This is a genomic window from Psychrobacillus lasiicapitis (assembly GCF_006861795.1).
Lineage (GTDB): Bacteria > Bacillota > Bacilli > Bacillales_A > Planococcaceae > Psychrobacillus > Psychrobacillus lasiicapitis.
This window is the reverse complement of record NZ_VDGH01000009.1, coordinates 20,439-44,981: the sequence shown is the minus strand read 5'-3', so window position 1 is coordinate 44,981 and position 24,543 is coordinate 20,439. Positions and strand designations below refer to the sequence as shown.

28 protein-coding genes and 1 pseudogene are annotated in these 24,543 nt (G+C 38.3%); 11 read left to right on the top strand and 18 right to left on the bottom strand.

Annotated features, from left to right (window positions below):
• Positions 1–15: 15 nt before the first annotated feature.
• Both FG382_RS15265 and FG382_RS15260 read right to left on the bottom strand, forming a co-directional pair.
• On the bottom strand, positions 16–1,140 hold the full coding sequence (locus tag FG382_RS15265; protein ID WP_142539755.1) for an NADH-dependent flavin oxidoreductase: 1,125 nt from the start codon (positions 1,138–1,140) through the stop codon (positions 16–18).
• 362 nt (positions 1,141–1,502) lie between these two features.
• The gene (locus tag FG382_RS15260; RefSeq protein WP_142539754.1) at positions 1,503–2,906 is read right to left on the bottom strand and encodes a VWA domain-containing protein; all 1,404 of its coding nucleotides are present in this window, start codon (positions 2,904–2,906) and stop codon (positions 1,503–1,505) included.
• A gap of 138 nt (positions 2,907–3,044) precedes the next feature.
• Here FG382_RS15260 and FG382_RS23245 point away from each other — a divergent pair.
• Both FG382_RS23245 and FG382_RS23240 read left to right on the top strand, forming a co-directional pair.
• Positions 3,045–3,178 (top strand): annotated as a pseudogene (locus FG382_RS23245) (cyclic nucleotide-binding domain-containing protein); the annotation flags it as partial.
• A gap of 120 nt (positions 3,179–3,298) precedes the next feature.
• Positions 3,299–3,406 carry a putative holin-like toxin gene (locus FG382_RS23240; RefSeq protein WP_229677422.1) on the top strand — a complete coding sequence of 36 codons (108 nt, stop codon included), beginning with the start codon at positions 3,299–3,301 and terminating at the stop codon, positions 3,404–3,406.
• 206 nt (positions 3,407–3,612) lie between these two features.
• Here FG382_RS23240 and FG382_RS15250 read toward each other — a convergent pair whose 3' ends face one another.
• The 5 genes from FG382_RS15250 to hutG all read right to left on the bottom strand — a co-directional run bounded on the left by FG382_RS15250 (position 3,613) and on the right by hutG (position 7,784).
• The gene (locus FG382_RS15250; RefSeq protein WP_142539753.1) at positions 3,613–4,038 is read right to left on the bottom strand and encodes a GatB/YqeY domain-containing protein; all 426 of its coding nucleotides are present in this window, start codon (positions 4,036–4,038) and stop codon (positions 3,613–3,615) included.
• A gap of 42 nt (positions 4,039–4,080) precedes the next feature.
• A complete protein-coding gene (gene trhA, locus FG382_RS15245) occupies positions 4,081–4,719 on the bottom strand; it encodes a PAQR family membrane homeostasis protein TrhA (RefSeq protein ID WP_142539752.1) in 639 nt (212 codons plus the stop codon).
• Positions 4,720–5,076: 357 nt separating this feature from the next.
• Positions 5,077–5,277 carry a cold-shock protein gene (locus FG382_RS15240; protein ID WP_142539751.1) on the bottom strand — a complete coding sequence of 67 codons (201 nt, stop codon included), beginning with the start codon at positions 5,275–5,277 and terminating at the stop codon, positions 5,077–5,079.
• Between the two features lie 358 nt (positions 5,278–5,635).
• A complete protein-coding gene (gltS, locus tag FG382_RS15235; protein WP_142539750.1) occupies positions 5,636–6,826 on the bottom strand; it encodes a sodium/glutamate symporter in 1,191 nt (396 codons plus the stop codon).
• The gene (gene hutG, locus FG382_RS15230) at positions 6,810–7,784 is read right to left on the bottom strand and encodes a formimidoylglutamase (RefSeq protein WP_142539749.1); all 975 of its coding nucleotides are present in this window, start codon (positions 7,782–7,784) and stop codon (positions 6,810–6,812) included. The genes gltS and hutG overlap by 17 nt, the downstream gene beginning before the upstream one ends.
• 129 nt (positions 7,785–7,913) lie before the next feature.
• On the opposite strand from hutG, the gene FG382_RS15225 reads away from it, so the two are divergent.
• Positions 7,914–8,795, top strand: coding sequence for a LysR family transcriptional regulator (locus FG382_RS15225; RefSeq protein ID WP_142539748.1), 882 nt, complete (start codon positions 7,914–7,916; stop codon positions 8,793–8,795).
• 85 nt (positions 8,796–8,880) lie between these two features.
• Here the strand turns inward: FG382_RS15225 and FG382_RS15220 are convergent, their stop codons facing one another.
• Positions 8,881–10,041 carry a TerD family protein gene (locus tag FG382_RS15220; RefSeq protein ID WP_142539747.1) on the bottom strand — a complete coding sequence of 387 codons (1,161 nt, stop codon included), beginning with the start codon at positions 10,039–10,041 and terminating at the stop codon, positions 8,881–8,883.
• A gap of 142 nt (positions 10,042–10,183) precedes the next feature.
• On the opposite strand from FG382_RS15220, the gene FG382_RS15215 reads away from it, so the two are divergent.
• Positions 10,184–10,510: a nucleoside triphosphate pyrophosphohydrolase gene (locus tag FG382_RS15215; protein ID WP_142539746.1), complete on the top strand. Its 327-nt coding sequence runs from the start codon at positions 10,184–10,186 to the stop codon at positions 10,508–10,510.
• A gap of 209 nt (positions 10,511–10,719) precedes the next feature.
• Here FG382_RS15215 and FG382_RS15210 read toward each other — a convergent pair whose 3' ends face one another.
• Positions 10,720–11,469, bottom strand: coding sequence for an SDR family NAD(P)-dependent oxidoreductase (locus FG382_RS15210; protein WP_142539932.1), 750 nt, complete (start codon positions 11,467–11,469; stop codon positions 10,720–10,722).
• 112 nt (positions 11,470–11,581) lie between these two features.
• Here FG382_RS15210 and FG382_RS15205 point away from each other — a divergent pair, with 112 nt between their 5' ends.
• From FG382_RS15205 to FG382_RS15195, 3 genes are all read left to right on the top strand, one after another.
• Complete coding sequence (locus FG382_RS15205; protein ID WP_229677423.1) at positions 11,582–12,223, top strand: TetR/AcrR family transcriptional regulator; 642 nt, start codon at positions 11,582–11,584, stop codon at positions 12,221–12,223.
• A 38-nt stretch (positions 12,224–12,261) separates the two neighbouring features.
• Positions 12,262–12,795: a dihydrofolate reductase family protein gene (locus tag FG382_RS15200; RefSeq protein WP_142539745.1), complete on the top strand. Its 534-nt coding sequence runs from the start codon at positions 12,262–12,264 to the stop codon at positions 12,793–12,795.
• A 100-nt stretch (positions 12,796–12,895) separates the two neighbouring features.
• Complete coding sequence (locus FG382_RS15195) at positions 12,896–13,477, top strand: hypothetical protein (RefSeq protein ID WP_142539744.1); 582 nt, start codon at positions 12,896–12,898, stop codon at positions 13,475–13,477.
• A gap of 77 nt (positions 13,478–13,554) precedes the next feature.
• Here the strand turns inward: FG382_RS15195 and FG382_RS15190 are convergent, their stop codons facing one another.
• From FG382_RS15190 to FG382_RS15180, 3 genes are all read right to left on the bottom strand, one after another.
• On the bottom strand, positions 13,555–14,559 hold the full coding sequence (locus tag FG382_RS15190) for a nucleoid-associated protein (RefSeq protein ID WP_142539743.1): 1,005 nt from the start codon (positions 14,557–14,559) through the stop codon (positions 13,555–13,557).
• Between the two features lie 117 nt (positions 14,560–14,676).
• Positions 14,677–15,192 (bottom strand): hypothetical protein, encoded by a 516-nt coding sequence (locus FG382_RS15185; RefSeq protein ID WP_142539742.1) that lies wholly within the window; start codon positions 15,190–15,192, stop codon positions 14,677–14,679.
• Complete coding sequence (locus FG382_RS15180; protein ID WP_142539741.1) at positions 15,162–15,422, bottom strand: IS1096 element passenger TnpR family protein; 261 nt, start codon at positions 15,420–15,422, stop codon at positions 15,162–15,164. Before FG382_RS15180 ends, FG382_RS15185 begins: the two co-directional genes overlap by 31 nt.
• A gap of 167 nt (positions 15,423–15,589) precedes the next feature.
• On the opposite strand from FG382_RS15180, the gene FG382_RS15175 reads away from it, so the two are divergent.
• From FG382_RS15175 to FG382_RS15160, 4 genes are all read left to right on the top strand, one after another.
• Positions 15,590–16,006, top strand: coding sequence for a helix-turn-helix domain-containing protein (locus tag FG382_RS15175; protein ID WP_142539740.1), 417 nt, complete (start codon positions 15,590–15,592; stop codon positions 16,004–16,006).
• 223 nt (positions 16,007–16,229) lie between these two features.
• The gene (locus FG382_RS15170; RefSeq protein ID WP_142539739.1) at positions 16,230–17,147 is read left to right on the top strand and encodes a carbon-nitrogen hydrolase family protein; all 918 of its coding nucleotides are present in this window, start codon (positions 16,230–16,232) and stop codon (positions 17,145–17,147) included.
• A gap of 14 nt (positions 17,148–17,161) precedes the next feature.
• Positions 17,162–17,830, top strand: coding sequence for a GNAT family protein (locus tag FG382_RS15165; RefSeq protein WP_142539738.1), 669 nt, complete (start codon positions 17,162–17,164; stop codon positions 17,828–17,830).
• A gap of 343 nt (positions 17,831–18,173) precedes the next feature.
• Positions 18,174–19,031, top strand: coding sequence for a helix-turn-helix transcriptional regulator (locus FG382_RS15160; RefSeq protein ID WP_142539737.1), 858 nt, complete (start codon positions 18,174–18,176; stop codon positions 19,029–19,031).
• Here FG382_RS15160 and FG382_RS15155 read toward each other — a convergent pair.
• The 6 genes from FG382_RS15155 to FG382_RS15130 all read right to left on the bottom strand — a co-directional run bounded on the left by FG382_RS15155 (position 19,017) and on the right by FG382_RS15130 (position 24,537).
• Complete coding sequence (locus FG382_RS15155) at positions 19,017–19,412, bottom strand: DUF4181 domain-containing protein (protein ID WP_142539736.1); 396 nt, start codon at positions 19,410–19,412, stop codon at positions 19,017–19,019. The two genes, FG382_RS15160 and FG382_RS15155, sit on opposite strands and share 15 nt — an antisense overlap.
• 107 nt (positions 19,413–19,519) lie before the next feature.
• Positions 19,520–20,182, bottom strand: a complete 663-nt coding sequence (locus tag FG382_RS15150; RefSeq protein ID WP_142539735.1) for a GNAT family N-acetyltransferase — start codon at positions 20,180–20,182, stop codon at positions 19,520–19,522.
• 90 nt (positions 20,183–20,272) lie between these two features.
• The gene (gene pcp, locus FG382_RS15145) at positions 20,273–20,875 is read right to left on the bottom strand and encodes a pyroglutamyl-peptidase I (RefSeq protein WP_142539734.1); all 603 of its coding nucleotides are present in this window, start codon (positions 20,873–20,875) and stop codon (positions 20,273–20,275) included.
• A 461-nt stretch (positions 20,876–21,336) separates the two neighbouring features.
• Positions 21,337–22,158 (bottom strand): alpha/beta fold hydrolase, encoded by an 822-nt coding sequence (locus FG382_RS15140; RefSeq protein WP_142539733.1) that lies wholly within the window; start codon positions 22,156–22,158, stop codon positions 21,337–21,339.
• Between the two features lie 100 nt (positions 22,159–22,258).
• The gene (locus FG382_RS15135; protein ID WP_142539732.1) at positions 22,259–22,873 is read right to left on the bottom strand and encodes an NUDIX hydrolase; all 615 of its coding nucleotides are present in this window, start codon (positions 22,871–22,873) and stop codon (positions 22,259–22,261) included.
• Positions 22,874–23,010: 137 nt separating this feature from the next.
• Entirely contained in the window at positions 23,011–24,537 is a 1,527-nt protein-coding gene (locus FG382_RS15130; RefSeq protein ID WP_142539731.1) for a tripartite tricarboxylate transporter permease, read from the bottom strand.
• Positions 24,538–24,543 lie beyond the last annotated feature (6 nt).

Genomic DNA, 24,543 nt, shown 5'->3' with positions numbered 1-24,543 from the left:
AGTCCCTTGCTTTTTTTAATCTTCTACCGGCAACCAGCCCTTTACATTCATCAGTCTGTCCCATAATGGATCTGGAATAACTAATTCTTCCTGAGCTTCTTTAGAAAGCGTTGTCCGTATTTGATCTTCCTCACCTGCTTGGACTTTCTCAATCCACTTCGGTTCCATTAGTAATTCTCGACCTAGCGCAATGAACGGGACACCAGTTTCAAGTGCATCTACTACTTCATCCGGTGTATGCAAAGAACCTACTCCAACTACAGGAACACGGTCTCCTATTTTTTCATGTATCTTAATAATTCTTGACTGAGTTTTATCTTTTTCTCGGAAGGAGCCATTCCAGAAATGATTAACAGACACATGTAAATAGTCTAATCCTTGATCTGCCAGCTTATCGACAAATTGAAGGGTGTCATCCAATTGAATCCCGGGGTTGCTACCTTCTTCTGGAGATATTCGGTAACCAACGATAAATGGTGTGCTTGCGTGTTCCTTAACTGCTTTTTGTACAGAATTTACAATAGCTAAAGGAAACTTCATTCGTTTTTCAAGGGATCCGCCCCACCCGTCTTCTCTTCTATTTGAATGGGGTGAAAAGAATTGCTGTAATAAATAAGTATTTGCCCCATGGATTTCAACTCCATCAAAACCTGCTTCAATAGCTCTTCTTGTAGCCTCACCAAAAGCATCGATTGTAAGATTTATTTCATCCTCTGTCATCTCTCTAGGCACGATTGCCCCTTCATTTTCCGCAGCAATAGCGCTCGCTGAAACAGGTTTCTGGTCTGGCAGTAATTGTGGTGGCGACTGTCTACCTCCATGATAAATCTGTATAATCGCTTTTGTGCCGTTCGACTGAATAGTCTGCGCTAGTTTTTTCAGTCCTGGAAGGAATTGATCATCATCTATACTAAATTGTCCCGGAAATCCTTTGCCGCCCTTACTTACATACGCACAGGCAGTGATGAATGTTCCGACCCCACCAGAGCGCTCTTTATAATAGGCTAGTTCTCTTTCTGAAACTTCCCCATTTTCTTCAGATGAATAGTTCGTCATCGGAGCGATCATTATTCGATTTTTTACTTCTACTCCTGATGTGAACGTAAATTTTTCAAAGATCTTTTGGTATTTTTGCTTCATTATTTTAACTCCTTTTTAGCCAATCCTGAGAAGGCCAATATGTTTTCTCTATTTAATACTACAGAAGTTAGCTGGAATCTTCCAATAATCTGCCACACAAAAAAAATCCCTATGCTACACACTATTCAACGATAGTATGATACATAGGGATTTATTTATCCCGCATTAACGGGCAGTAAGACTCCCACTTCAAGATGTAAGAAAAGCGAAGAGATAAGTTGGAGATCAACTGCCCGTAAAAGCCCGATTGGTTTAACTAACAATCAGTGGGGGATGACTGGGACTAAAAGCGCGACGTTCATGTCGCAACGTCCCCACTAATACGTCCTGTGCGTCGTCCCCCCCCTGATTGAAGTTTCACTTTATTGCTCTGCTCTAATTTTTTCTATTTCCTGCGCCCAAGCCTCAATGTTTTGATGTATACGTTCATACTCATCATCGACCTCTTTGTTTTTTTCATCTCTTAGTTGTGTGTTAATAGCCTTTAGTTGATCTGCATGCTGTTTGACCTTTTCGCTAAGCTCCTCTTCCTGCTCTGTTGTAATCAGCTCTTCCGAAAATAAAACTTTAATCATTTCCCTAAAACGGCTACTTTCTATGTTGACGGCATTACTAATTTTCATGGACACCTGTCCTATCGAATATTTTGCATTGGAAACTGTAAAACCATTTGGTCCTGATAACCGAATATAAAATGTATCTAACATACTTGGGATCACCCACTTTTCTGCAATACTATTATTTAGCTCTTCACTGTTATCAGCAGAAATATACTCTCCATTCCCTGCTTCAGCTACCGCCTTTAACTGGTCTTCTCCTTTTTGATCCACATTAAATCCGATAATATTGACTTTACGATTTTCGTTATCCTTTGCAAATTCTTCTGCCGCTTTAACCGGGTCCCCATCACAGGTTTCTGCTCCATCACTAACGATATAAACCGTTATTGGTCCCTCTACATCCTTGCTAGCTTCATGGGCCGTCTGAATAGCAGCAGCTAGTGGCGTCCAACCTTTAGCAGCTACCTCATCTACTGTAGCATCAAACTCTTTTTCGTTATATTTTTGTAATGGATAGACTTCATCTATTTTCGTACACGATAGCTCTTTATCCTTGTTTTCCTGGGTTCCAGCATGTCCATAGACATAGAGTGATACTTCGTTTTGCTCTCCAAGTGTTTTCGCAAATCGCTTCACCGCAATTTTAGCAATTCCCATTTTTTGTTTTCCGTCTACAGGAAGCAACATGCTTGAACTAGCATCTAACAATAGAAACGCTTTTGTCGGAACTGCCTCACCGTTCTCATTAGCACCAAACTCCTTTGTCGGCGTCGGTAAGTATGGCTCGTTCATAACTGCCGCATAGTTAATCTGCTGATCTAGCAAATCATTATATACTTTACTTCCAAAGTAATAACGTAACGCCTTGAATATGGTCTCCGTATCATCGGCTGCTGCTATTACACTTTCTAGCTCTTTCTTTTCCTCTGTTCTAAGCTCCCTAGTTTCCTGTGGCCAGCTAGAAGTTTCATGCTCTAAAGTATAGTCCAGTGCGAACACTCCAGGCTCCACGTTCTGCCACTCTTCTAACGTGGTAGGAATTACTAGTTGGTTGATTGTACTAAGGTCCGGACCAGTTTTCTCCACGGTTTGTTTTTCTTCTAACGCTTTCTCCTCACCCTGCTTTGTAACCTCTTTCTCTTCACTTCCACTACAACCCGAAACAAGTAATGCGAGTAATGTAAATGGGATAATTTTTTGAAACATTAATAGACCTCCTTTAATGCCATTAGTCTCTATACGTATATAAGCTATATTTGTTTCAATAAAAATGGAAAATGAATCTAATTTTGCTCTATAGTTTGCAGTAGGATAAAAAAGCGCGGGAAAAAAAAGAGGAGCAGCATGAAAGAATATAAAAAAGGAACAATCCTCCTTAGGCAAGGGGATGTTCCTAATAAATGTTATTCTATGTTAAAGGGATGCTTTAGGCAATATTTGATTGATGAATAGGAAAAGAAGTCACTTTCTATTTTTGGATGATTTGATTAATAATCCTCACAAAAAAAGAACGTCTATCTGTACTCGTGATATAATAAAGACACAATTGCATAGCAGGGTGGGCGGTTGGTCACTTCCGTTAAAGGAGGTGATCTATGGTGTCGACTTATGAAACTTTAAGTTTGCTAATACAGTTATGTGCTGTTATGTTAGCTGCTTTTACGATTGTGGTCACATTAATCATTTTCTTTGTAAAAAAGAAATAACCGTCCCCCGATGGTAGGCGTGGACGATTATTCTTTGTCAACCCGGACCAACCGCTCTTTCTGCGGTCAGCAGTTGTGAGGCTGGATATTAGCGTATCCAGCCTTTTTTTATTGTATGATTCTATTTTCATTATATACAGAATTCTAATGAAGTTCAACAAATAGACAGATTACTATACACTAAATACAAAAAGTAGCGAATCTAGTTAGATTAAACTTTTCACCACTTTAGACATAGTCGACCCGTCTGCTTTTCCAGTAAGTAAAGGTTTTGCAATTTTCATCGCATCTCCCATATTCATACCTTTTACAATTCCAGCCTCTGTTAATAAAGCCGCAACTTCTTCTTCGCTTAATTGTTTTGGCAAGAAGCTTTTTAGTAGGACTAGTTTTGCTTCTTCTTTTTCGATTAAGTCTTCTCGATTTGCATTTTGAGCTCCTTCTAAAGCTTGGTTCGTTTGTTTCACTTCGCGATTCACAATAGCAATTTCTTCTTCCGGTGAAAGACTCGAACCTTTTTCTTTTTCGGCGCTATCCAGTGCTGATTTTAAAAGTGTTAATACCCCTTTTGCTAGGACATCCTTCTCTTTCATCGCACGTTTTAATTGTTCAAATACAGTTGTTTTGATCATATCGATTAAATCTCCTTCCACACAATAATTGTATTACTAAGTTTACGCCAATAAAGTCATCACTGCAAAGAAATGCAATATAGATGCTGCTAGTACAAAAACATGCCACACCGCGTGATGATACGTAAATCCGCGCCACACATAAAAAACGGCCCCTACTGTATAGAGCACACCACCTATAGCAAGATAAATAAGCCCCTCAATCGAGACGTTTGCTAAAAGTGGTTTCCATGCAAATACCATTAACCAGCCCATTACCACATACAATAATGTCGATGTATGCAAAAAACGCTTCACAAAAAAGGCTTTAAACACCGTACCAGCAATCGCAAGCCCCCACACAATTCCCAACAAAGTCCAACCAAGTGTCCCCTTTACCGCAATAAATAAAAAAGGAGTGTAGGTCCCTGCGATAAAAAAGTAAATAGCGGAATGATCCATGATCTCAAAAATATCTTTCGCTCGCCCCGCTGGAAACCCATGAACAAGTGTGGATGAAGCATATAACAGCACCATCGTCGCTCCAAACAACGTAAAACTCACCACATGCCATGCCGTCCCTCTTGTCACAGAAGATACAATCAAAATGACAAGAGCTGCAATACTTAATAGGGCCCCAATTCCGTGAATGATTGCGTTCGCAATCTCCTCCTGCTTAGAAAATATATGTGTATTACTCATATGGATTCCTTCCAATCTGATAGATCTATTTATCCGTATGTTATCACTTTGTTTAAACAGGCGAAACTTTGTAGACTTTCATCTAGCCATAATTAGTGTAAATGGACAAAAGCGTCCCAATCATTCGCGTCTCATTTCAAGTAAACTTGTTATTTTAAGAAATAGGTTGCTTTCATGATCTATTTGGTTGCTCTCGCGCTAATTTAGTTGCTTTCGAAGTAGATTTGATTGCTTTCAATGAATAATCATTTAGAGTTTTGTTTTTAGCAGGTCGAAACTGAATAAGTAAGCATTTTCTAAAGCACCAAAAAGAGACACCCATAAAGAGTGTCTCTTTGTTGATTTAATTCTTAAGAATTAAAGTTTTACGATGTTTACTGCTTGTGGTCCGCGTTGACCGTCTTCGATATCAAATTCCACTTTTTGACCTTCGTCAAGTGATTTGAAACCTTCGCCTTGGATAGCTGAGAAGTGAGCGAATACGTCGTTTCCGCCTTCAACTTCGATAAATCCAAAACCTTTTTCTGCGTTAAACCATTTTACTGTACCTTGTGTCATTTAGATGACCTCCAAAAATTATATTGAATAAAAAAATTCACATATTACAAAAAGTACCGAACAAACACGATTACTTTTTGTAATATGTGAATTCATTGTTTCTGTAAGCAATTTAATTATTGTCCTAAGTATACAACAGCTTTTTATATTTGTCCACCATTTTATTCAACCTGCACAATTTGCAGACCAAGAATAAGGGAACATTCGAGTCTAAGATAGGGTCTATTAACTATACTAATAACTATTCGAAAGATGATTTATTTGCCTAACTACTAGTGCTATGCTTACACGGAATTTTTTAAAAAGAGACGACAATAAATCCCTTGTCCAACAATCGGAACAAGGGATTTTGTATCATTTATTGGAATAAGTTAATTGTCGTAATAATAATAGGCATTGCAAACACATCGATGAGGAATGCTCCGACAATTGGTACTACTAAATATGCTTTTTTCGATGGGCCGAATCTTTCTGTTACAGCAGCCATATTTGCCATTGCATTAGGTGTTGCACCTAAACCATGGCCAGTAAAACCAGCTACCATTATAGCCGCATCGTAATTTTTTCCTAAAAGACGGAACAGCACAAAGATGCCGAAAAGAACGATAAAAATTACTTGGACCACAACAATTGCGATTAATGGAAGCGCCAAATCCGCTATTTCCCAAAGCTTAATGCTCATTAGTGCCATGGATAAGAAGATACCTAAAGAAATGTCACTTACTAAACCGATACTTTTCATATCTACTGTTTTAGGATTAAATTTATCCACAATATTTCTCACGATGACTGCTACGAACATAGCCCCCACGTACCCTGGAAGAACAAATCCTGTTGCAGAGGAGAACAAACCTCCTAAGTAAGTACCCAGAGCCATACAGAAAGTTATAAGAAGTAGTTGAGTGAAAAAGCTATTCGTGGTAATTGCTTTCCCTTCCTCTTCCAGCTCAACCTCTGTAACTGCCTCTGTTTCCGTTGATTTCAAATCATACTTTGTTATTAAATATTTAACAACCGGCCCTCCAATAAGTCCCCCTGCAACAAGCCCAAACGTAGCAGCTGCTACACCAATAGATAGTGCCGAATTAATACCTAAATCTTCCACAGTTTGTCCAAAGGCAGTTGCTGCACCATGTCCACCTTCCATGGAAACGGCTCCAGCCATCATTCCTATTAAAGGATGAAGATCAAATAAATACGCCATGGATACACCAATCGTGTTTTGTGCAAGCGCTAAAAATCCACAAGCTAGCCAATAAATGACGAGTAGCTTACCCCCTAATTTTACAAGCTTGAAACTTGCGCCCAGGCCAACCGTAGTAAAAAAGGTAAGCATGAACAATCCCTGTAAAGAGGTATCTAATGTAATTTCAAACAAACCAAATGATTTGGCTATAGTAGCGAGGAGTGCAAATAATAATCCTCCTACTACTGGCGCGGGTATACAGAACTTATTTAAGAATCCAACCTTCTTCACTAGGTATGTACCTAGAACCAATAGTGCGATGGATAGAAAGATTGTGGTTGTTTGATCAAGTGCTAGCGTCATACTTTCTTCCTCCTAAAAATGATGTAATTGCTTCATTTGTCAAATATGCTCCAAGCTTTACAGTTCGGTTATTTTCATCCAAAGTTGGATTTACTTCCGAAATATCAAAAGACAATGCTTTTTCATGGGAAGCTACCGTTTTGATAATGGTACGAACAATGGAGGGATCCAAGCCAAATGGTGATGGAGCACTTACACCAGGTGCAAACGCAGCATTTAGCACGTCCGTACATAGCGTAAGCATGATCCAATCATGCTTTTGGATAAACTTTTCTATCTCTGTTTTCACTTTGGCCATCTGACCATCTTGCATATCCTCTTCTAAAATATATTGGACATTTAGTTCATCTGCCCTGTTGAATAATTCTTGGGTATTTCCGTAACGCTGGATACCAAGCACGAAATAATTACTATTCTCATCTTGTTCCAGTATTTGTCTGAACATCGTACCCGAAGAGGTTTGTTCATCGTATGGTCGCAAATCGAAGTGGGCATCTATATTGATAATTCCTAACTTCGCTTCTTTCCCAATATTTTCTCGAACCCCGAGATAATGTCCGTAAGCGGTTTCATGTCCGCCCCCAAGAATAATAGGAACCATTTTTTTACACAACACACTATTTACTGCTTTCCCTAGCTGCTGTTGAGCTTTTTCTAGGTCATTTCCAACGCACTCAATTGTCCCTATATCTGCAAGATGTTTTTCAGCAGCAAACCTACATGGGAGCTTTGCCAATTCAGATCGTAGTGCATCAGGCGCTTTTGCCGCTCCTAGCTGCCCTTTGTTTCTACGAACTCCTTCTTCACTTTCAAAACCTATAATTACACAAGTCTCTCCTTCAGATTGAAGCGCTTCCATTTTTTCAAACTCAACGATTTGGTGATAGCGGAAACTTGTTCTATCTTCCAGATGATCCGTGCGTCCCGACCAAATATCCTTCTTCACTTTTTTTAGCAAGTCTATCCATCCTTTCTTAAATTGAAGAATTTACATTTTTATCAATTATAAATTAACTAATTTATAAATTCTAATATATAATTACTATAAATATATAGTTTGAAGCTATAAACAATAGAGGTGGTCTAGATGGATTTAAAACAACTTAATTATTTTGTGACAATTGTCGACCATAGGAGCTTTTCTAAAGCAGCAGAAAAACTGCATATTTCTCAGCCATCACTAAGTAATGCAGTAAAAAGCTTAGAAAGTGAATTAGGTTTCCAAATTCTTGACCGTAATACAAGAAATATCGAGTTAACGGAAGCTGGAACTATTTTATATAAAAAGGCAGCCCGTCTTTTATTGGAGATGGAGAGCGTTAAAAAAGAGATGGAAGATGTTAAGAACATCGGAAGTGGAGAAATTCAGCTTGGCATGATTGAATCGGTAAAGCATTGGATTCCAAAGGTGATTCTTCAATACAATGATGATTTTCCGAATATGCGCATCAAACTAACCGAAGTACTCAGTGGAAATGATGTAAAAAATTCGTTACGGAATTACAAGACACATGCCATCATCACAAACCAATTTATACAAGAAGATGATATCGAAACAATACCTTTATATAATGAAAAACTAGTATTAGTACTTCATGAAAGCAATCCGTTAACGAATCATGCAACCATTACATTCAAGGACCTAGTAGGGGAGCCTTTTATTATAAGCAGTGAAGGGTTTCAAACAAGAGAGGATGTGTTGAATGCCTTTGAAATGGAAGGTGTAATTCCTACGATAAAATATGAGATTGAGCGTTTTGAAACAGCCTTAAGCTTAGTTCGAGAAGGAATCGGCATCTCGCTAATTCCTGAAAACTATCTACAGGCTCTACCAGATTATGCACTTGTAAAAAAGTGCATCGATTCACCTTCCCTGGATAGAACTGTCTATTTGACTTACTTGAAAAACCGCTATGTTTCACCGGCCATCCATGCATTTATAAATAAAACAAAGCTGTTTTTTAGTTGAACCGAATACAAAAAGCTGACAGAACAAATGCCTTAAACAGCATCCATTCTATCAGCTTTTATCATTCTATTAACTTATTAAAATTTTATTTAAATTCAATTACTCCCCGGTCCATCTCAAATAAGCCATCTGCAAAGAGCTCAGGAGAACGTTCGGAACCAGATTTTGAATATCTCTCTACATGACTGACACTAATATTATTAGCATCTGTAAAATCAATATGCGCAATCGCCACCCAGTAGGCAAAATGATTTTTCTCATATAACGGGCTAGTTATCCGTTGACCCATTTGATTGTCCACAACAGCCTGTGCCTTCATACTCTTAAAACTGCCAAAGCCATTGCTAACTGCACTATAAGAAGCAAACAATACATATTTTAGCTTGGAAGGATCATGAATCACAATCGTTTCTTTTCCCGCCGCCCTACTGTCTCCATCTAACGTAATATATGGCTCACTAGTAGCATTGCCCATCGAACGATAGTAAACTTTCCCCCTTTTACCATTCTTTAATACATAAAAGCAATATAAATCTAAGTCTTTTTTAGCTTTTGCCCACTCTAAAGTCGCCACAATTTTATTGGACTTAGCGATCGATACAGATTCCTTTTTCTTCAGATTTATATTCATTTTCTGAAGGTTTGGCTTTGGTTTTTCTTCGATCGGTGCCTCTACAGGAGGAATAGGATCACTTTGTATATCACTCGCTCCTTGTTCTATCTCTAAACCATAGTTTAAGCATAATGCCTCCAATCCCCCGTTAAATCCACTCCCGATCACACTAAATTTCCACTGTCCTTGATGCCTATACAGCTCACCAACAACGATCGCCGTCTCTTGTCGTAAATCATCACCAAAAGAGTAAGTGTATAGGGTAGCTCCTGTTACAGCATCTCTTAGAAGAAGCTCTAATTTGTCTACTTCCTGAAAACGTAAATTTTGTGTGTCCCCTTCATGAATAGACAAGGAAATAGCTATTTTTTCAACTGTTTCTGGCACTGCATTCAATTGAACAAAAATCGAACCATCTAAAGCTGTTTGTTTGGCATAGCTAACTGATTTATCCGGACTACTTGGTTGTCCATAAAAGATAAAGTGTTCATCTTTCTCACAGCGATTGCCGGCCTGCAATAAAAAAGAAGAAATATCGAGCTCCAATTGCTTTTTCGGTGTCGACCATCGTACAAAACATTCAAGTTGCGTTACATTTTCTAATTTAACTTTTTGCCCACGTTGGATCTGCATGAAAACACCCCTTTGGATTAGTACCTACATTATACAAGGTATGCAATATTTTCTGTATTAAATATAACAAACAGCTTGCACAGAGCTCTCCTTTCAAATAATCCTAATTTTCTCTATAATAATAGAAAAGGGAGGATACCCAATGCCAGTTTACAATAAACTAGTACGCGACCTAATACCACAAGTCATCGAAAAATCAGGTAGCAAATTCACTACCCGCACACTCGATCCTTCCGAACACTTAACGGAAATAAAGAAAAAGCTATATGAAGAAGTACAGGAATTCCAAGAAACGAAGAACAACCAAGATGCACTTGAAGAACTAGCCGATATTTTGGAGTTAATCCATGCTGCCCTTTCTATTCATGAGGCAACTTATGAAGATTTAGAGAGAATCCGCATTGCTAAGAAAGAAAAACGAGGTGGATTTGAGGAAGGAATTTATTTGATAGAGGTTGAGGATGAATAGGTTACGGCTTATTACGTATAGAAAACTTTTACTTTTCATACTTAACAATACTAATAGTAAAACTTTTAGTAAGCTTTTGAGAAAAATAACAATATTACACTGACACATAAATATACTTAAATTATAAGAGCCTGCAAAGGTGACATCATCACTTTCACAAGCTCCTAATTATGAATCTATTAGCCTCTTCTTTCAGAAGCTCTTTTCGCTTATTTCGCTGTAACCCCACCATCTACCGGTAACTCGATACCTGTAATATGGCTCGCTTCGTCTGATGCTAAAAACAATACCGCTGTTGCCACTTCTTCTGCTTTACCAAGGTTCGGTAGAGCAACTTGGGATAAGAAATAGTCTTTATATTGCGGGCTTTCCATATGTGGTGCGCTCATTGGTGTGACAATATAGCCAGGATATACAGCGTTCACACGGATGTTCTTCTTGCCGTAGTCAACAGCTGCTGCTTTTGTTATGGAACGTACTGCTCCTTTTGAAGCTGTGTAAGCTCCTGCTCCGGCCATCCCGGTTAAGGCAGAGATCGAAGCAATGTTCACAATTGAACCACCTTCATTTTTCTCCATAAGTGGAATTGCTAGCTGCATTCCGAACATCGTACCGTTGATGTTAATGGCATATGTTCGTGCCCAGTCCTCTTCTGTTTGCTCCATGAATCCCTTAGCCAATGATATTCCTGCATTGTTTACTAGAATGTCGAGTTTACCGAACGCTTCAATTGTTTGGTTATAAACGTTTTCCCAGTCTTCTTTTGATGCAACATTATGTTTGATGGCAATCGCTTCTCCGCCAGCTTCTTTGATTTTTGCAACTACTGCTTCAGTTGCTTCAAAATTGATGTCTGTTACGACAACCTTAGCTCCTTCTCTTGCAAATAAATGGGCTTCAGCTTCTCCCATTCCGCTTCCTGCTCCTGTAATTACTGCTACTTTGCCTGCTAATCTCATTTTTTTCACCTCATGATTAAATTTTGATAGTCTAACTATCACTTATTTTACTCCTAAAAATGGACAGGTGCAAACTTAAACGATGTATAATAAAAATAAAGGAGGTTATCCAATGCCAATAAGTGTTCGCGAACAAAATAAATCCACACGTTATCAACATATCGTTTCCGTAGCTGAGGGATTGTTTCTGGAGCGTGGATTAGATAGCGTCCAAATGCAGGATGTAGCCAATGAAGCAGAAGTTGGAATCGCCACCGTTTTTCGTTATTTTCCCAAAAAAGATAAACTAATTGTTGCAGTCGCTATCCAAAATTTGGAAAGAATACTTCCGGCTTTTGAACAGATTGCTGCTTCGCCTAAGACGGCGTATGAACGATTGGAAGATGTGTTAAATTACTTGCTCGAAGAAGATCAACACTCTTCACAAGGTAATTCCTCCAAATTTCGGGAAGCTTTTGAAAGCTATGCTTCTTTTACAAAAGAGCCATTACCAGACATTGATGACTATATCGAGATTCAGAAACAAATAAGTAATAGCCTTAACCCGATTATCGAAGATGGAAAAACAGATGGATCCATTCGAACGGATCTAGCCATCAAAGAAACAATCATAACAATCATTAATACATTTGGTACTTTCGTAAATAATGTCGTCTTGAAAGCACCTATTTCTTTTTTAGAGGAAGACATAGATCCGCGTATTCAGCAACGACTATTAAAAGATATTCTCTTATCTTATGTACGACCTGTTTAATACTCGGATCTTTAGAAACTAACTATATGGAGGTACATATGACGAACCAAAGAAAAGCCGTATTGTTTATTGCGACAAGCTTAGATGGGTATATCGCGACGGAAGACGACTCTTTGGAGTGGTTGTTTAAGGTCGAAGGCGAAGGAGATAATGGATATTCCGACTTCTACGACACAGTGGATACGGTAATTATGGGAAGACGCACGTACGACTGGCTGCTAGAACAGGAATTAGAAAGCTTCCCCTATGAAGGCAAGGAATGCTATGTTTTCTCCAGAACCGCAAGTCAGGATAATGAACACGTCCACTTCTTCAGTGGAGACGTGGTAGAATTTACAAATCAATTGAAAAACAAAGAAGGCAAAAATATTTGGGTTATGGGTGGCGGAGACCTCATCCACTCGTTTATCAAAGAAAAGTTAGTAGATGAGCTGATTATTACCGTATCTCCAGTATTAATTGGAAAAGGAATTCCTTTGTTCAAAGAAACCAATTTTGAAACAGAGCTTACCTTAAAGAGCGTCAATCGGTTTAATCAATTTGCAGAGCTGCATTATGAAGTGAAAAAATAATAACAAGGACAAGATAGGAGACTCATTCACTTATCTTGTCCTTTTGCTCTGTTCATTTAAAATTCTAAAACGAATATTATTTCAGTCTGGAAGTGGGAGTTTGAAGAAATACAAAAAGAAAGACAGTAAACGGCAAGAAGCAATAGAAATCTTTTTTGGATATTTTTTAGTGATAGATATCCCTTTGTTTCTTATTTCACTGATCCTTTCTATGATTATTAAAGATTTCTTATGGCAGCAAATCCTCATAAAACTAACTATAGGCTTTTTCGGACTTATCGTACTCTTTGGAACCGTTGCACTAATAGCCAATAGAGCAAAAAGCTTTCTCGGCAATATTTTTCAAAAATTGTTCGGTTCCTTTTTAGCACTACTATTTACGTTTGTGGTGCTATCCTCCTTTTTTACTGCTTTTTCACTCTATCAAGACAAAGATCTATACGCGAAAGGGAATTTTGAAAACGTTGTAGGTGTTGCCAAAAATGTTACTTTTCGTTCACCAAAGCATGATCCCAATGAGTATATATGGCAATTTGATTTGGAAGGGAAATCCTTCACACTGGAAAATAGGGCAATTACAGAAGAAGTATATGAAGAATTCTATAAAGGTAAAAAGATATCCGTTACCTATTTGCCGGAAAGTCGTTTTGTTGTCGATTTAACATTGATTGAGGGGGAATAAGACTACAGCCTATCCCATCTACCCATCCAAAAGGTCCCGCTACTCTTCTAAGAGAGGCGGGACCTTTTCGGAGGTTTCTATACTTCTTCCTCGAAATAAATTTTATAAAACTTACGGTTCGTCACTTCGTCATAACCGACTTCGATCAGCTCATTCACTTTCTCTATATCCCGTACATTTACTTGAATTTCGATATTGTCATCTAATTTTATTTTTCGTTTATAATTTTTCTCTGCCTTCACAATGGCGCTCTCCGAAATTTCTGTTTCGTATGGCTTTACTGTATTGATCAGGACGTCTTTTTGAACTTCATTTGCTTGTTCAAATACTGTTTCAATATAGTCTTCCACTTGAAATTCTTCTTCATTTCGAAAATATTCAAGCGTTTTGTTCAAAAAGCCCAGTTTATCGGTATTCGTGAACGTATCTTCTTTTAAAATATACTTTTTACATTCTGTTAATGCTAGATTCGTTTTATGATAGCTTTCATCCGCCACTTTAAGCTTTAAGAAGCGCTCCTGCCAGTACACAACATCTTCTTTTCTTTTTGTTTTCAAAAATACGGCTGGTTCTTCGTCTTGGCCCATATCGATAATGATGCACATATTATTAGCTTTCTTTACATTAATGCCATCAATCCCATTCACAATCACATTGTTTTGATCACTTTTCACATCTAGAAACATTTCTTTTTCTTCTATTTTCACAATAGCAATCGCTTGCCTGACTTCATCTTGGAATAAACAATTTTCAAAGAAGCCGGTGAATAATTCACCCTTTTTAATATTTGGATGCTGAGACACGCTGTGTAAGTGCTTCGCCATATTCTGTGACTGTTCGAGGAAACTAGTTGTATTATCAAAAATACTCTTCACATATGTATATACTTCATTTAAACCAATATTCGTTTCATGAAAAAATGTATATTGTTGGTCAAGGTCGAGTTTATGGAACGAAAGCTGTGTAAAGGCCGCTTCTAGCATAACCTCTGGCTGCGGAAATGCATCCTGTCCGAGCACTAACTCATCGCCCATATAATGCACGACATACTGTGTTAATTTACTATCGCTTACTTCAAGCATGGTGTTCACCTTCTAAAATAGTCTTTGTAGATAGTTTACCATATCATACTTTGCTTGAAAGATGGCAAGTTCTCTCGCAATAAGGAGGCGTTTTTTAACCGATCCATATCTTCCCTTCTAAATACCATGCAATGCTTCCAACGTTTCTAACACATGATCAAGAAAATCCGCAATCTCGCTCATATTCTCTTCATTTATTTTGTGGATAAAATCTACCTCTATTGTGTCCAGATAATCAGGAGCTTCCTTTTTATATATGTGGCTTACTGTTTGCGTTAACTCGATCTCATCTTCCCAAATCTCGTTTAATGCTTGTTCGATTTTACTACATTGTAGCTCTATATGTTGAACTTGCTTGTAAAATCGTAATAATAAAGAACAGCCTAGCTGCTTACCAGGTGTTTCTAGTATCTCCCCTGCTAAATCCTCTAAGGAAGCCTTTAATATAATTTCTGCTATAACTTCTTGTTTGGCAACTAGTGTAAATTGAATGGCAAATTCCCTAGCAAGAACGGAAAAATCCATCCGATCTGTACGATTCGTAATATGTATCTGGTGATCGATATTATCTAAATCATACACATGATTTTCAAATGCTACTTTTAAATTTTCAAAAATGGTTGGATCGTACATTTATATTCCTCCACATAATATTTTCCTTCATGAATAGGCACCCATGTAATGAAAATATCATCTATCCCTATTCCATAGAAATGGTACGGAGATACTTTACTTTTAATATTGGTCACGTATTGAATGGTTTCATGCAACCAGTTAAACGTCGCCCCAGCAGGTAATATCACTCGTCTCCAGACTGATGGCCCCAGGTATTCAAATGTTAGTTTTAGTATGTACGCTTTCATATGTCACCCGTTCTTTTTCTTTTATCATACGCCATCTTCTAGCCTGTTTCGAATATTTTATTGCGATTTTTAATCTTTTTGATGCATTTTGAGTTAATTGGCAAATTGTAGTCCATACTTTTACTATGTATTATATTTGCGGAAACAATTCAAAGGAGATCATTATCATGAAAAAAATGAAGGTTCAAGATTTGTTACAGTCTGGACATAGTCTGATGAATAATATAGTAATGGATACTGCAGGATTACTAGGTGAGGCTTACTTTGCTATTAAGATAGATGATCTATTAAAAGAAAGAGGAATCACGCAAAAGGATTTGGCGCAAATGACTGGCATGCGGGTCGGAACAATCTCAGAGCTTGTTAATGGCAAAGGGATTAGTATAAATAAGGTTCAGCTCTTTGCTCTAATGGCAGCCCTAAGAGTGAAGAGTATAGACGATCTATATGAAATGAAATTCCCCGAGGACTTGGAAATGACTTTTGAAAAAGAACAGGCGGAATGGAAATCTACGAAAGAAATGCCTGTAGCCGTCAAAGAAATGTATAAAAATAATGTCTTAAAATCATCTGGTCTGCTGTAGTAGCCATAAAGAGGAGCAGGGAATTTCTCTGCCCCTCTTCCCCGCCAAAAAAACCACAACAGTGTAATCGAAAACACTGGGATATTTGTAGAAATCATGAGTAATTTGAAGATGCAAGAATCACATCATTTTTTGAATGAATTTCGTATGGTTTATTTCAATTTGTATGATATGATTCATCTATTATTTTATTAATAGATACTATTTTCAAGGGGGTATACAGATGAAATTACGTGTATCTGCTGTACAATATCATCTTCATACAATTAATAATTGGGAGGAATTCGAGGCACAGGTGACACATTATGTGAAAACAGCTGCTGAGTTCAATACTGATTTTATTTTGTTTCCAGAATTTATAACGACACAATTACTTTCCATTTCGGATAATGGTCAAGGTCAACCAATCCAAAACCTGCCGAATTACACGGAATACTATTATCGACTTTTTTCATCCCTAGCTGTGGAGCACGGGGTTTATATTATTGGCGGGACTCACGTCATTCGCAAAGAGGAGCGTTTATACAATGTTGCGCACTTATTTTCACCTGATGGGCATATCGGTGAACAAGCGAAGCTTCATTTAACGCCGACTGAGATCTCTGAATGGGGAATTTCGCCGGGCGAGTCTCTTCGAATTTTTGAAACACCAAAAGGAAAAATAGCACTCTTAACATGTTACGATATTGAATTTCCGGAAGTAGTACGAATGGTTCGTGGTATGGGTGCTGACGTTATCTTCTCTCCTTCTTGTACCGACGACCGCCACGGCTTCAACCGTGTTCGTTACACAAGCCACGCACGCACAATTGAAAACCAAGTGTATGTGGTGACAACTGGAACCGTGGGATCACTTCCAACGGTAGACTTTATGCGCGGAAACTTTGGGCAAGCAGCGGTAATTACTCCAAATGATGTGCCTTTCCCGCAAGATGGCATTCTGGTAAAAGGTGAAATTAATAACGATATGGTCATTTCAGCTGATCTTGACTTGTCACTATTGTATGAGGTGCGGGAACACGGCTCTGTCACGACATGGAGGGACCGTCGATTCGATTTATATCCTGACCTAGGTTCAATGACAGTTGAAACATCCATGACAAAGGAAATGATCTTGCAAAAGACTTTAGAAATTAATTAAGGGGAGTGAGTGTAATGGAATACGTTCAAATAAAAAATATAGAAGATCCATTGTTTCCGAAAATGCATCGATTGATGCAAGAGGTGTTTCCTGCTGAAGAAGTACTAGAATATGAATTATGGAAAGAACCTTTACTCGATCCTACTATTCGTATGTTTGTGGCAGTGGAAGATGGTGAAGTTGTAGGTGCGACAGAATATCGCTTCTATGCAGACAAAAAATTATCCATGACGGACTTTACAATGATTGGAAAGGAAGGCATTGGAGTCGGACCGTTCCTTGCAAAGAAACGACATGAAGATTTATTGCAGCTTTCTAAAGAGCATAATGTCGAGTTGATCGGAGTGTTTGCCGAGATTTATGACCCTTACCGAATCGGAGATCATGCATTTGGTGGAATTAAGGCCATGAACCCATTTGTACGTCGTGAAGTATTGGCTCATCTTGGCTTCAAACGATTGAATTTCTCCTACGTGCATCCATCTTGGACAAATGAAGGCGATGCCGTAACAGATTTAGATTTCTGCTTCTTACCATATCAAGATGTACACACATTAGATGCTCGCTTTATCGCTGATTTTTTGAAATCATATTATGCGATTCTATCCCATAAACCGGAAGCATGGCACACGATGATTGCAGAATTGGAAACAAAAGACGAAATCGAACTATATCCTTTATAATTCATCTATTGATAAACGCCTCTCTATTGATATAGAGGGGCGTTTTCCGTTATATTTGTTTTAACTTGATTTAGCGATATTTCCCCCTTTCAATTAGTGTTGAGCTGAATGCAAAGGTTGTATACAATTTAGTAGGGGACACAAGCCCTGCTGAATAAAGTTAAAGCCTCCTGCGAATGCCACAGATTCTTTAGACGATTGAAGGAAGGCAGTCTAAGTTCACGACATCCTGTCGCAACGACTGCATGACCTACCTCATGTAGGCCTCAAGCTCGATAAAAATCTGGGCACAAATACACCGAGGCGTATGTGATCTGACAAAAGTGGAAGTAGGTGTGCCGAATTGAAACATATTCTTGAAGTATTGAAAAAAGAGAATCATGTTATGCTTGATAGTATTTCTTTTTCTTATTACCAAAACAAAACAAGCTCTGAGTTCAAGTCTTCAGAACCCCAAATCCTTTTTGTCCTAGAAGGAAGTTTGACTTATCAAATCGGTGAAGACGAATCTCGCCTGCTCAAAGTCGGAGAATATGTATTTTATCCCCAAGGTGTAAATGTTCGTTTTGAGATTGGAAAGATGAGCAGTACGCTTCTTTTTCCCCTATCCATCTCTATAACAGAGCAATTTGTTCACCTTTTGCAGCAACATAATCAATTTTCGCCGTCACTACTCGAAAATCCAAATCGAGTTTGTATATTACAAGAGCCATGGACCGTCGAGATCAATCGTCTACTTGAAAAGATCCTTGTCCATATTTCCAAAAATCAGCCTTATTTTGTTCATCTTGGCTTGCTAGAAATTATGGCTTACATCTTTCCCAATGAACATATGCTGTCCAAAATCACGTATGTCCTGGATCACTATTTGTTACCCGATCCAATTCGAAACGCAGAAAGCTATATACTACAAAATTATCACCAACCAATTCGAATGAAGCAGTTAACAGAAGTAACGAATGTCAGTGAGTCTCAATTGAACCGAATGTACCAAAGAGCTTTCCAATTAACCCCAATGGAACGTGTAGCAACGATTCGCATGGAACAAGCGGCACAATTGCTACGTAACCCTTCACAAAGTGTAACCAATGTGGCACTTCAGGTTGGGTATCAAAGCATGTCGGCTTTCTTGCAGCAGTTCAAGAAAAAATACGGCGTCTCACCGAAAGAGTATCAAATAAAAAACTTAAAATCCAAATAAGTGATTAAGCCAATCGGTGTATGATGCAATAAGAATGAAAACAAGGAGAACAAACGCGCCAAAAAGATGGATGATATATTCACCACGTTGAATCGCATATTTCCATTCCATAAAGGCACGAAATAATTGAAGGATTGTAAAAAAGAACGCAATCCATAAATAACTCCATCCAACTTCTAAATTGATTACCACAATATAACTTATAACGAATAAAACTATTAGAGAAATCTCGCCCCATTTATGCGTGTTGTTTACATATCTTGGTCGATTCTTTTCTCTTTTCCCTACATTAAAAACTTTTCGTAAAACTATTTCCATGACGGTCATAATGGCAACAACAACTAAAATTAACATGATTGCTTTAAATAAAAAAATACTCATTCAACTCCTTTTTACTTTCCATTTGCGAACAAGTGATAATTACTTTACTGTTCGATGTAGTAAAAAGTTTCAATTCCTTATACCTTTCATGAAAAACTAGTATTCAGTTATTTGAAAGGATTTTTCCATTCCATCAACAAAGCATTATTATGTGACTCCTCATCCTCCAAATAATCTGGCACAACACAAACTGGAGTACGTCCACATCTGAGCAAAAACGAAATTACTGGATCTTTCAAATTACCAACTAGAACATTTTCCACATACTGTTGAGGTGTCATTTGCGTCGCATAATGGTGATATCCTGGCATCCTTCCTCCTCCAAGCACCCGGTCCAAATCATCGTGAACTACCCGCTCATATACAGCTTGCATCAATAGCTTTCCTAAGTCGAGCTTGCGAAATGCAGGTTTGACAGAGATATCAACAATATACAATGTTTTTTCTTTAGGATCGTGATTTCTAATGTACCCATGATCTGTTACTTCCTCCCAAGTATGTATTGGGTTTTCTGGATCAAAAGGAACTAATAATCCAGTAATGGAACCAACAAGCTCACCATTTATCTCTACGCATAATGCACCTTCTGGATAAAGCTTTACATGGTTTGTAAGTTGCTCCTCACTCCACCACAATTCAGATGGAAAAGGGGGTGGAAAACATTCTTGCTGAATGGCGATCAAGTCTTTAAAATCTTCTTTTTTATAGTTTCTTACAATTGCTCGAATGGGCCTTCCTTCTTGGAATACAAATAATTCTTTACGGTACATCTTTCTACCCCCTTAGCCTTTTATAAAATAATTTCCTTTTTCAAAGGAAACAGGTATGCCAGAATACCTATTCTGATTATTCCTCTCAGCTTACACTAATTCTCCAATACAAATTTCTACACTCTTCTTCAAATCTGCATGTGACCAACTAGGAATTTTCCCGTGCTGAATCGCTAATTCATGAGATGCGGGAATATGGATAAACCCTGCTTTCATACTGGGATTCACTGTTTTGGCATAATGCAGCGCTTCATACATAACATTGTTGCATAGATAAGTTCCCGCCGTATTGGATATTTCTGCAGGAAACCCTTCTTCTACTAGTTTATTAACCATTTGGCGAATAGGTAATGTGGAAAAGTAGCCTGGCTCTCCTTCTATATTAATAGTTTCATCTACCGGAATATTCCCCTCATTGTCGGCTGCTCCATCTTTCACATTGATGGCGATTCGTTCTGGAGTGATTTTATATCTGCCCCCCGCTAACCCTAATGAAATTACCACATCGGGCTTAACATCTTCGATATGTGTTAAAATTTTAGCACCAGATACAGCAAAATCGACTGGTAGTACTCGACTTAACACTTGATAGCCTCCAATTTCCAGGCCATTGAGTTCCTCTACTATACGCATGGTAGGGTTAACTGTAAAAGATAAAAACGGTTCAAATCCTGTTAATAATAGCTTCTTCATCGTATTGCCTCCTCGTTTAGTCTTTAATCTTATTTTGTGTTTCTTTTACTCTTAAGTCAACACAATGAGCGCTTATAAATAATCATTGTAGAGCAAAACCTATGACTATCCGATATAGCATGTGGGAACATCAGTGAAAGCCAATCCGTAGCAAAACGAGTCACAAACCTTAAACTTGTTATTTTAAGAATTAGTTGCTTTTATAGTGATTTGGTTGCTCTCGCGCTAATTTAGTTGCTTTCCATTACTGGTTGGTCGCCCATAGCCATTTGCTGGATACCTCTAGTAGAGATTTAGCAAGCGAATATCTTAGTGCTATTAACACGCAGTATCCTTAGATAGGTTTTATATTGGTACACATGCCATATTTCTAACTTTTTATAACTTCCTCTACAGCATAAAAAAATACAGCCCCTCACCTAATAGAGAGTCTGCATTTCTTTAATTATTTCCGTCAAAGGTCAGCCTTCTAAGAACTGATTTACGAACTTGTTAAATTCCTTACTATGTTCCCAGAACATAAGGTGTCCACCAAGTACTTCTATACTCGACTGAGGAGAGATCTTTTGTGTAAAAGCAATTGCTTTATCTGCCCAATGGTTCGCCACAATCGTTAATGTCGGTACTGTTTCACTAGCTTCTCTCGCTTGTTCTCGATAATCAGAGAACATACCAGATGCAAATAAATTCGCAGCAATATAATGAGGAGTTTTTAAAGATTGCTCCACTAACCAATTTAACTCCTCTTCCATTACATCACGCTGCACCATGACACTTGTTGTATATGCCTTGATAAATTCTCGTTGACCTGCCGGATCGCGTAAGTACGTGTTATAAATTGCTCCAATATCATCTAGAGGACCTTCCACCCAATCTTCTACACCGTTTGTCGACAATGCCTTTGGTGACATATCAATGAAAATAAGAGAGTTTACATTGTCATAGCCGTGTTGTTTTAAATACTCCCAAATAGTTAAGCAACCGAATGACCAGCCTGCCAGTGTTACGTTCTTTAGTTGTAATATATCGAGTACCTTTGCCAAATCGGTACCATGCGTTACATAATCATTTCCCTGTAACGTAATCGATGAGCGCCCATGACTTCTTGGATCGATAACAATGACTCGATTTGTTTTCGAGAAATGCTCCACTTGATGAGTAAAAACTTCCGTTGTAAACGTAAAGCCAGGGATGAAAACGATTGGTTCCCCACTTCCTACATCTTGCACATATAATTCTACACCAGGGTCTACTTCCACATACTTTCCTTCCGACACTGTCATCAACTAGCCTCCTTATCGTAAGAGCAGCAATAATTGAATTCTTGTACACTCTTCGTTATATCAGCCTATTCGGATACTTTAATAAAAATTCCAACATTACTTATTTGATCGTCTCTACAAAATGTTTTAATATTCTAGCGGTCAAACCCCATATTGTATATTTTCCAAAATCATAAAACCACTCCTCGATCGCCCGTGGTCTCCATTGATATTTATCGCCATTCATAATCTTTTCAAAGGGAAAATCGGTCAAGGGCATCGGTTGAACAGATACTGTATGCATATAAGGCTGATAGTTCAACAACCAGTCGACCGGTATCGTGAATACCTCTTCGACCTCTTGCTTATTAAAGGAATGTATTGGATGCTGGTCAACCGTCGCTACAAACGGATACACAACGAAAGAGGGAGATGAAACATATGCACTCATTTGTCCCAATACGCTGATGGATGCTGGATGTATTCCTAGTTCTTCATGGGTTTCTCGTATGGCTGCTTCCATTGGCGATGCATCTGTTGCATCAATTCGACCACCCGGAAAACTAATATCCCCTGGTTGTTTTCTCATCGTTAGTGATCGTACTTCAAAAAGAACATGCCATTCATTATCTACTTGAACAAGTGGTATCATAACAGCTGAACGAAATGCTGTCTCCTCTCCGATAAACAGAGGCTGATTTTCATTTAACCTATTCTTCAGCTTATCCATGAACACAGAATCTACCCCCTTACAAAACTTTATATACTCCAATCGTATCATGAAAATTAGTGTTTGAGAAAAGAAGCGGTACGTTACACTATTACATAGGTTTAACAAAAAATGCAGACTCTCTACCTGAGTCTGCATTTCTATTAACCTTCTTCATTTATAATAACTTTTCGTCCTCTAAGCTTGAGCAGTAAAGGAACTAACAACCACGCTGCTGCCGCTACGATGAACACCAATGATAATGGTTTCGTAAAGAAAATGCTGAAGTCTCCATTTGAAATGGTTAATGCACGTCGCATATTATTTTCGATCATCGGTCCTAATACAAGGGCAAGTACTAAAGGAGCCACTGGGTAATCATTCTTAGACAATAAATAACCTAAAACACCGCAACCTAAAAGTAAAAACAAATCAAATGTTGTGTATTGGACTGCGTACACACCAAAGAAGGAAATTGCGACTATCATCGGTAGTAAATACTTTTTAGGTGTTTCAATAATTTTTGCAAAGACGCGAACTAATGGCATATTCAACACAAGTAACATTAAGTTTCCGATGAACATACTTGCGATTAGTCCCCATGCAACTTCTGGGTGCTCGTCAAACAGTAATGGACCTGGTTGAATATTGTACATGATTAGTGCGCCCATTAATATTGCAGTTGTACCTGATCCAGGAATTCCTAAAGTTAAAAGTGGAATCATTGCCCCACCAGAAGCAGCATTATTTGCTGACTCGGGACCAGCTACACCTGCAATATTTCCTTTACCAAACGTTTCTGGGTTTTTACTAAATTTTTTCTCTGTCATATACGAGAAGAAAGAGGCAAGTGTCGCACCCGCTCCTGGTAAAACTCCTATAAAGAATCCAAGAAGAGAGCCACGCGTAATTGGTATTGCACTGTCTTTCAGGTCTTGTTTAGTTGGCATTATACGATGAATTTTGGCAATTGCACCCGTCTCTTCATCTTTCTCTAAAATCGTTTTAAATACTTCTCCAAGTGCAAATAACCCTACAGCAACTGTTAAAAATTCAAGTCCGGAATACAAAATAGGCTGATCGTATGTAAATCGAGCAATACCAGAAACAGCATCGATTCCAATTGTTCCAAGCATTAGCCCTAAAACAGTCATGATCAACGCTTTTGTCATCGACTTTCCTGCAAGCCCACTAACTGCTGCTAATCCTAATAACATTAAAGAAAAGTATTCCGCTGGTCCAAACTTTACGGCAACATTTGATAACGGTTCTGCTAAAAGAACAAGGCCGATCAGTGCTACAATCCCAGCACAAAATGATCCAATTGCCGAAATTGCCAAAGCCACTCCTGCACGACCTTGTTGTGCCATTTGATAACCATCTAATGTCGTTACAACGGAAGAGGATTCCCCTGGTGTGTTCAATAAAATAGAAGTAGTTGATCCTCCGTACATCGCTCCATAATAAACCCCTGCTAATAAAATAATTGAACTCGCCGCAGCTGCACTAGTTGGCATACCTGAAGTAATCGTTGCTGTTACAGGAATTAGGAGAGCAACACCGCTCATCGGACCTATACCCGGTAACACTCCTACTGCTGTCCCAATGATAACGCCGACCAAAGCAAACAATAAATTTTGCCACTGAAAAGCGACACTAAAACCGTCTGCTAAAAATTGTAATGTATCCATAGCTTA

Coding starts and splice junctions, on each gene's coding strand:
- FG382_RS15155 (WP_142539736.1), bottom strand. CDS start 19,412: ATGAGTATTTTTTTATTTAAAGCAATCATGTTAATTTTAGTTGTTGTT.
- FG382_RS15250 (WP_142539753.1), bottom strand. CDS start 4,038: ATGATCAAAACAACTGTATTTGAACAATTAAAACGTGCGATGAAAGAG.
- FG382_RS15225 (WP_142539748.1), top strand. CDS start 7,914: ATGGATTTAAAACAACTTAATTATTTTGTGACAATTGTCGACCATAGG.
- FG382_RS15130 (WP_142539731.1), bottom strand. CDS start 24,537: ATGGATACATTACAATTTTTAGCAGACGGTTTTAGTGTCGCTTTTCAG.
- FG382_RS15205 (WP_229677423.1), top strand. CDS start 11,582: ATGCCAATAAGTGTTCGCGAACAAAATAAATCCACACGTTATCAACAT.
- FG382_RS15200 (WP_142539745.1), top strand. CDS start 12,262: ATGACGAACCAAAGAAAAGCCGTATTGTTTATTGCGACAAGCTTAGAT.
- FG382_RS15180 (WP_142539741.1), bottom strand. CDS start 15,422: ATGAAAGCGTACATACTAAAACTAACATTTGAATACCTGGGGCCATCA.
- FG382_RS15165 (WP_142539738.1), top strand. CDS start 17,162: ATGGAATACGTTCAAATAAAAAATATAGAAGATCCATTGTTTCCGAAA.
- FG382_RS15175 (WP_142539740.1), top strand. CDS start 15,590: ATGAAAAAAATGAAGGTTCAAGATTTGTTACAGTCTGGACATAGTCTG.
- FG382_RS15240 (WP_142539751.1), bottom strand. CDS start 5,277: ATGACACAAGGTACAGTAAAATGGTTTAACGCAGAAAAAGGTTTTGGA.
- FG382_RS15185 (WP_142539742.1), bottom strand. CDS start 15,192: ATGTACGATCCAACCATTTTTGAAAATTTAAAAGTAGCATTTGAAAAT.
- pcp (WP_142539734.1), bottom strand. CDS start 20,875: ATGAAGAAGCTATTATTAACAGGATTTGAACCGTTTTTATCTTTTACA.
- FG382_RS15150 (WP_142539735.1), bottom strand. CDS start 20,182: ATGTACCGTAAAGAATTATTTGTATTCCAAGAAGGAAGGCCCATTCGA.
- FG382_RS15260 (WP_142539754.1), bottom strand. CDS start 2,906: ATGTTTCAAAAAATTATCCCATTTACATTACTCGCATTACTTGTTTCG.
- trhA (WP_142539752.1), bottom strand. CDS start 4,719: ATGAGTAATACACATATATTTTCTAAGCAGGAGGAGATTGCGAACGCA.
- FG382_RS15220 (WP_142539747.1), bottom strand. CDS start 10,041: ATGCAGATCCAACGTGGGCAAAAAGTTAAATTAGAAAATGTAACGCAA.
- FG382_RS15190 (WP_142539743.1), bottom strand. CDS start 14,559: ATGCTTGAAGTAAGCGATAGTAAATTAACACAGTATGTCGTGCATTAT.
- FG382_RS15170 (WP_142539739.1), top strand. CDS start 16,230: ATGAAATTACGTGTATCTGCTGTACAATATCATCTTCATACAATTAAT.
- FG382_RS15265 (WP_142539755.1), bottom strand. CDS start 1,140: ATGAAGCAAAAATACCAAAAGATCTTTGAAAAATTTACGTTCACATCA.
- gltS (WP_142539750.1), bottom strand. CDS start 6,826: ATGACGCTAGCACTTGATCAAACAACCACAATCTTTCTATCCATCGCA.
- FG382_RS15215 (WP_142539746.1), top strand. CDS start 10,184: ATGCCAGTTTACAATAAACTAGTACGCGACCTAATACCACAAGTCATC.
- FG382_RS15140 (WP_142539733.1), bottom strand. CDS start 22,158: ATGACAGTGTCGGAAGGAAAGTATGTGGAAGTAGACCCTGGTGTAGAA.
- FG382_RS15210 (WP_142539932.1), bottom strand. CDS start 11,469: ATGAGATTAGCAGGCAAAGTAGCAGTAATTACAGGAGCAGGAAGCGGA.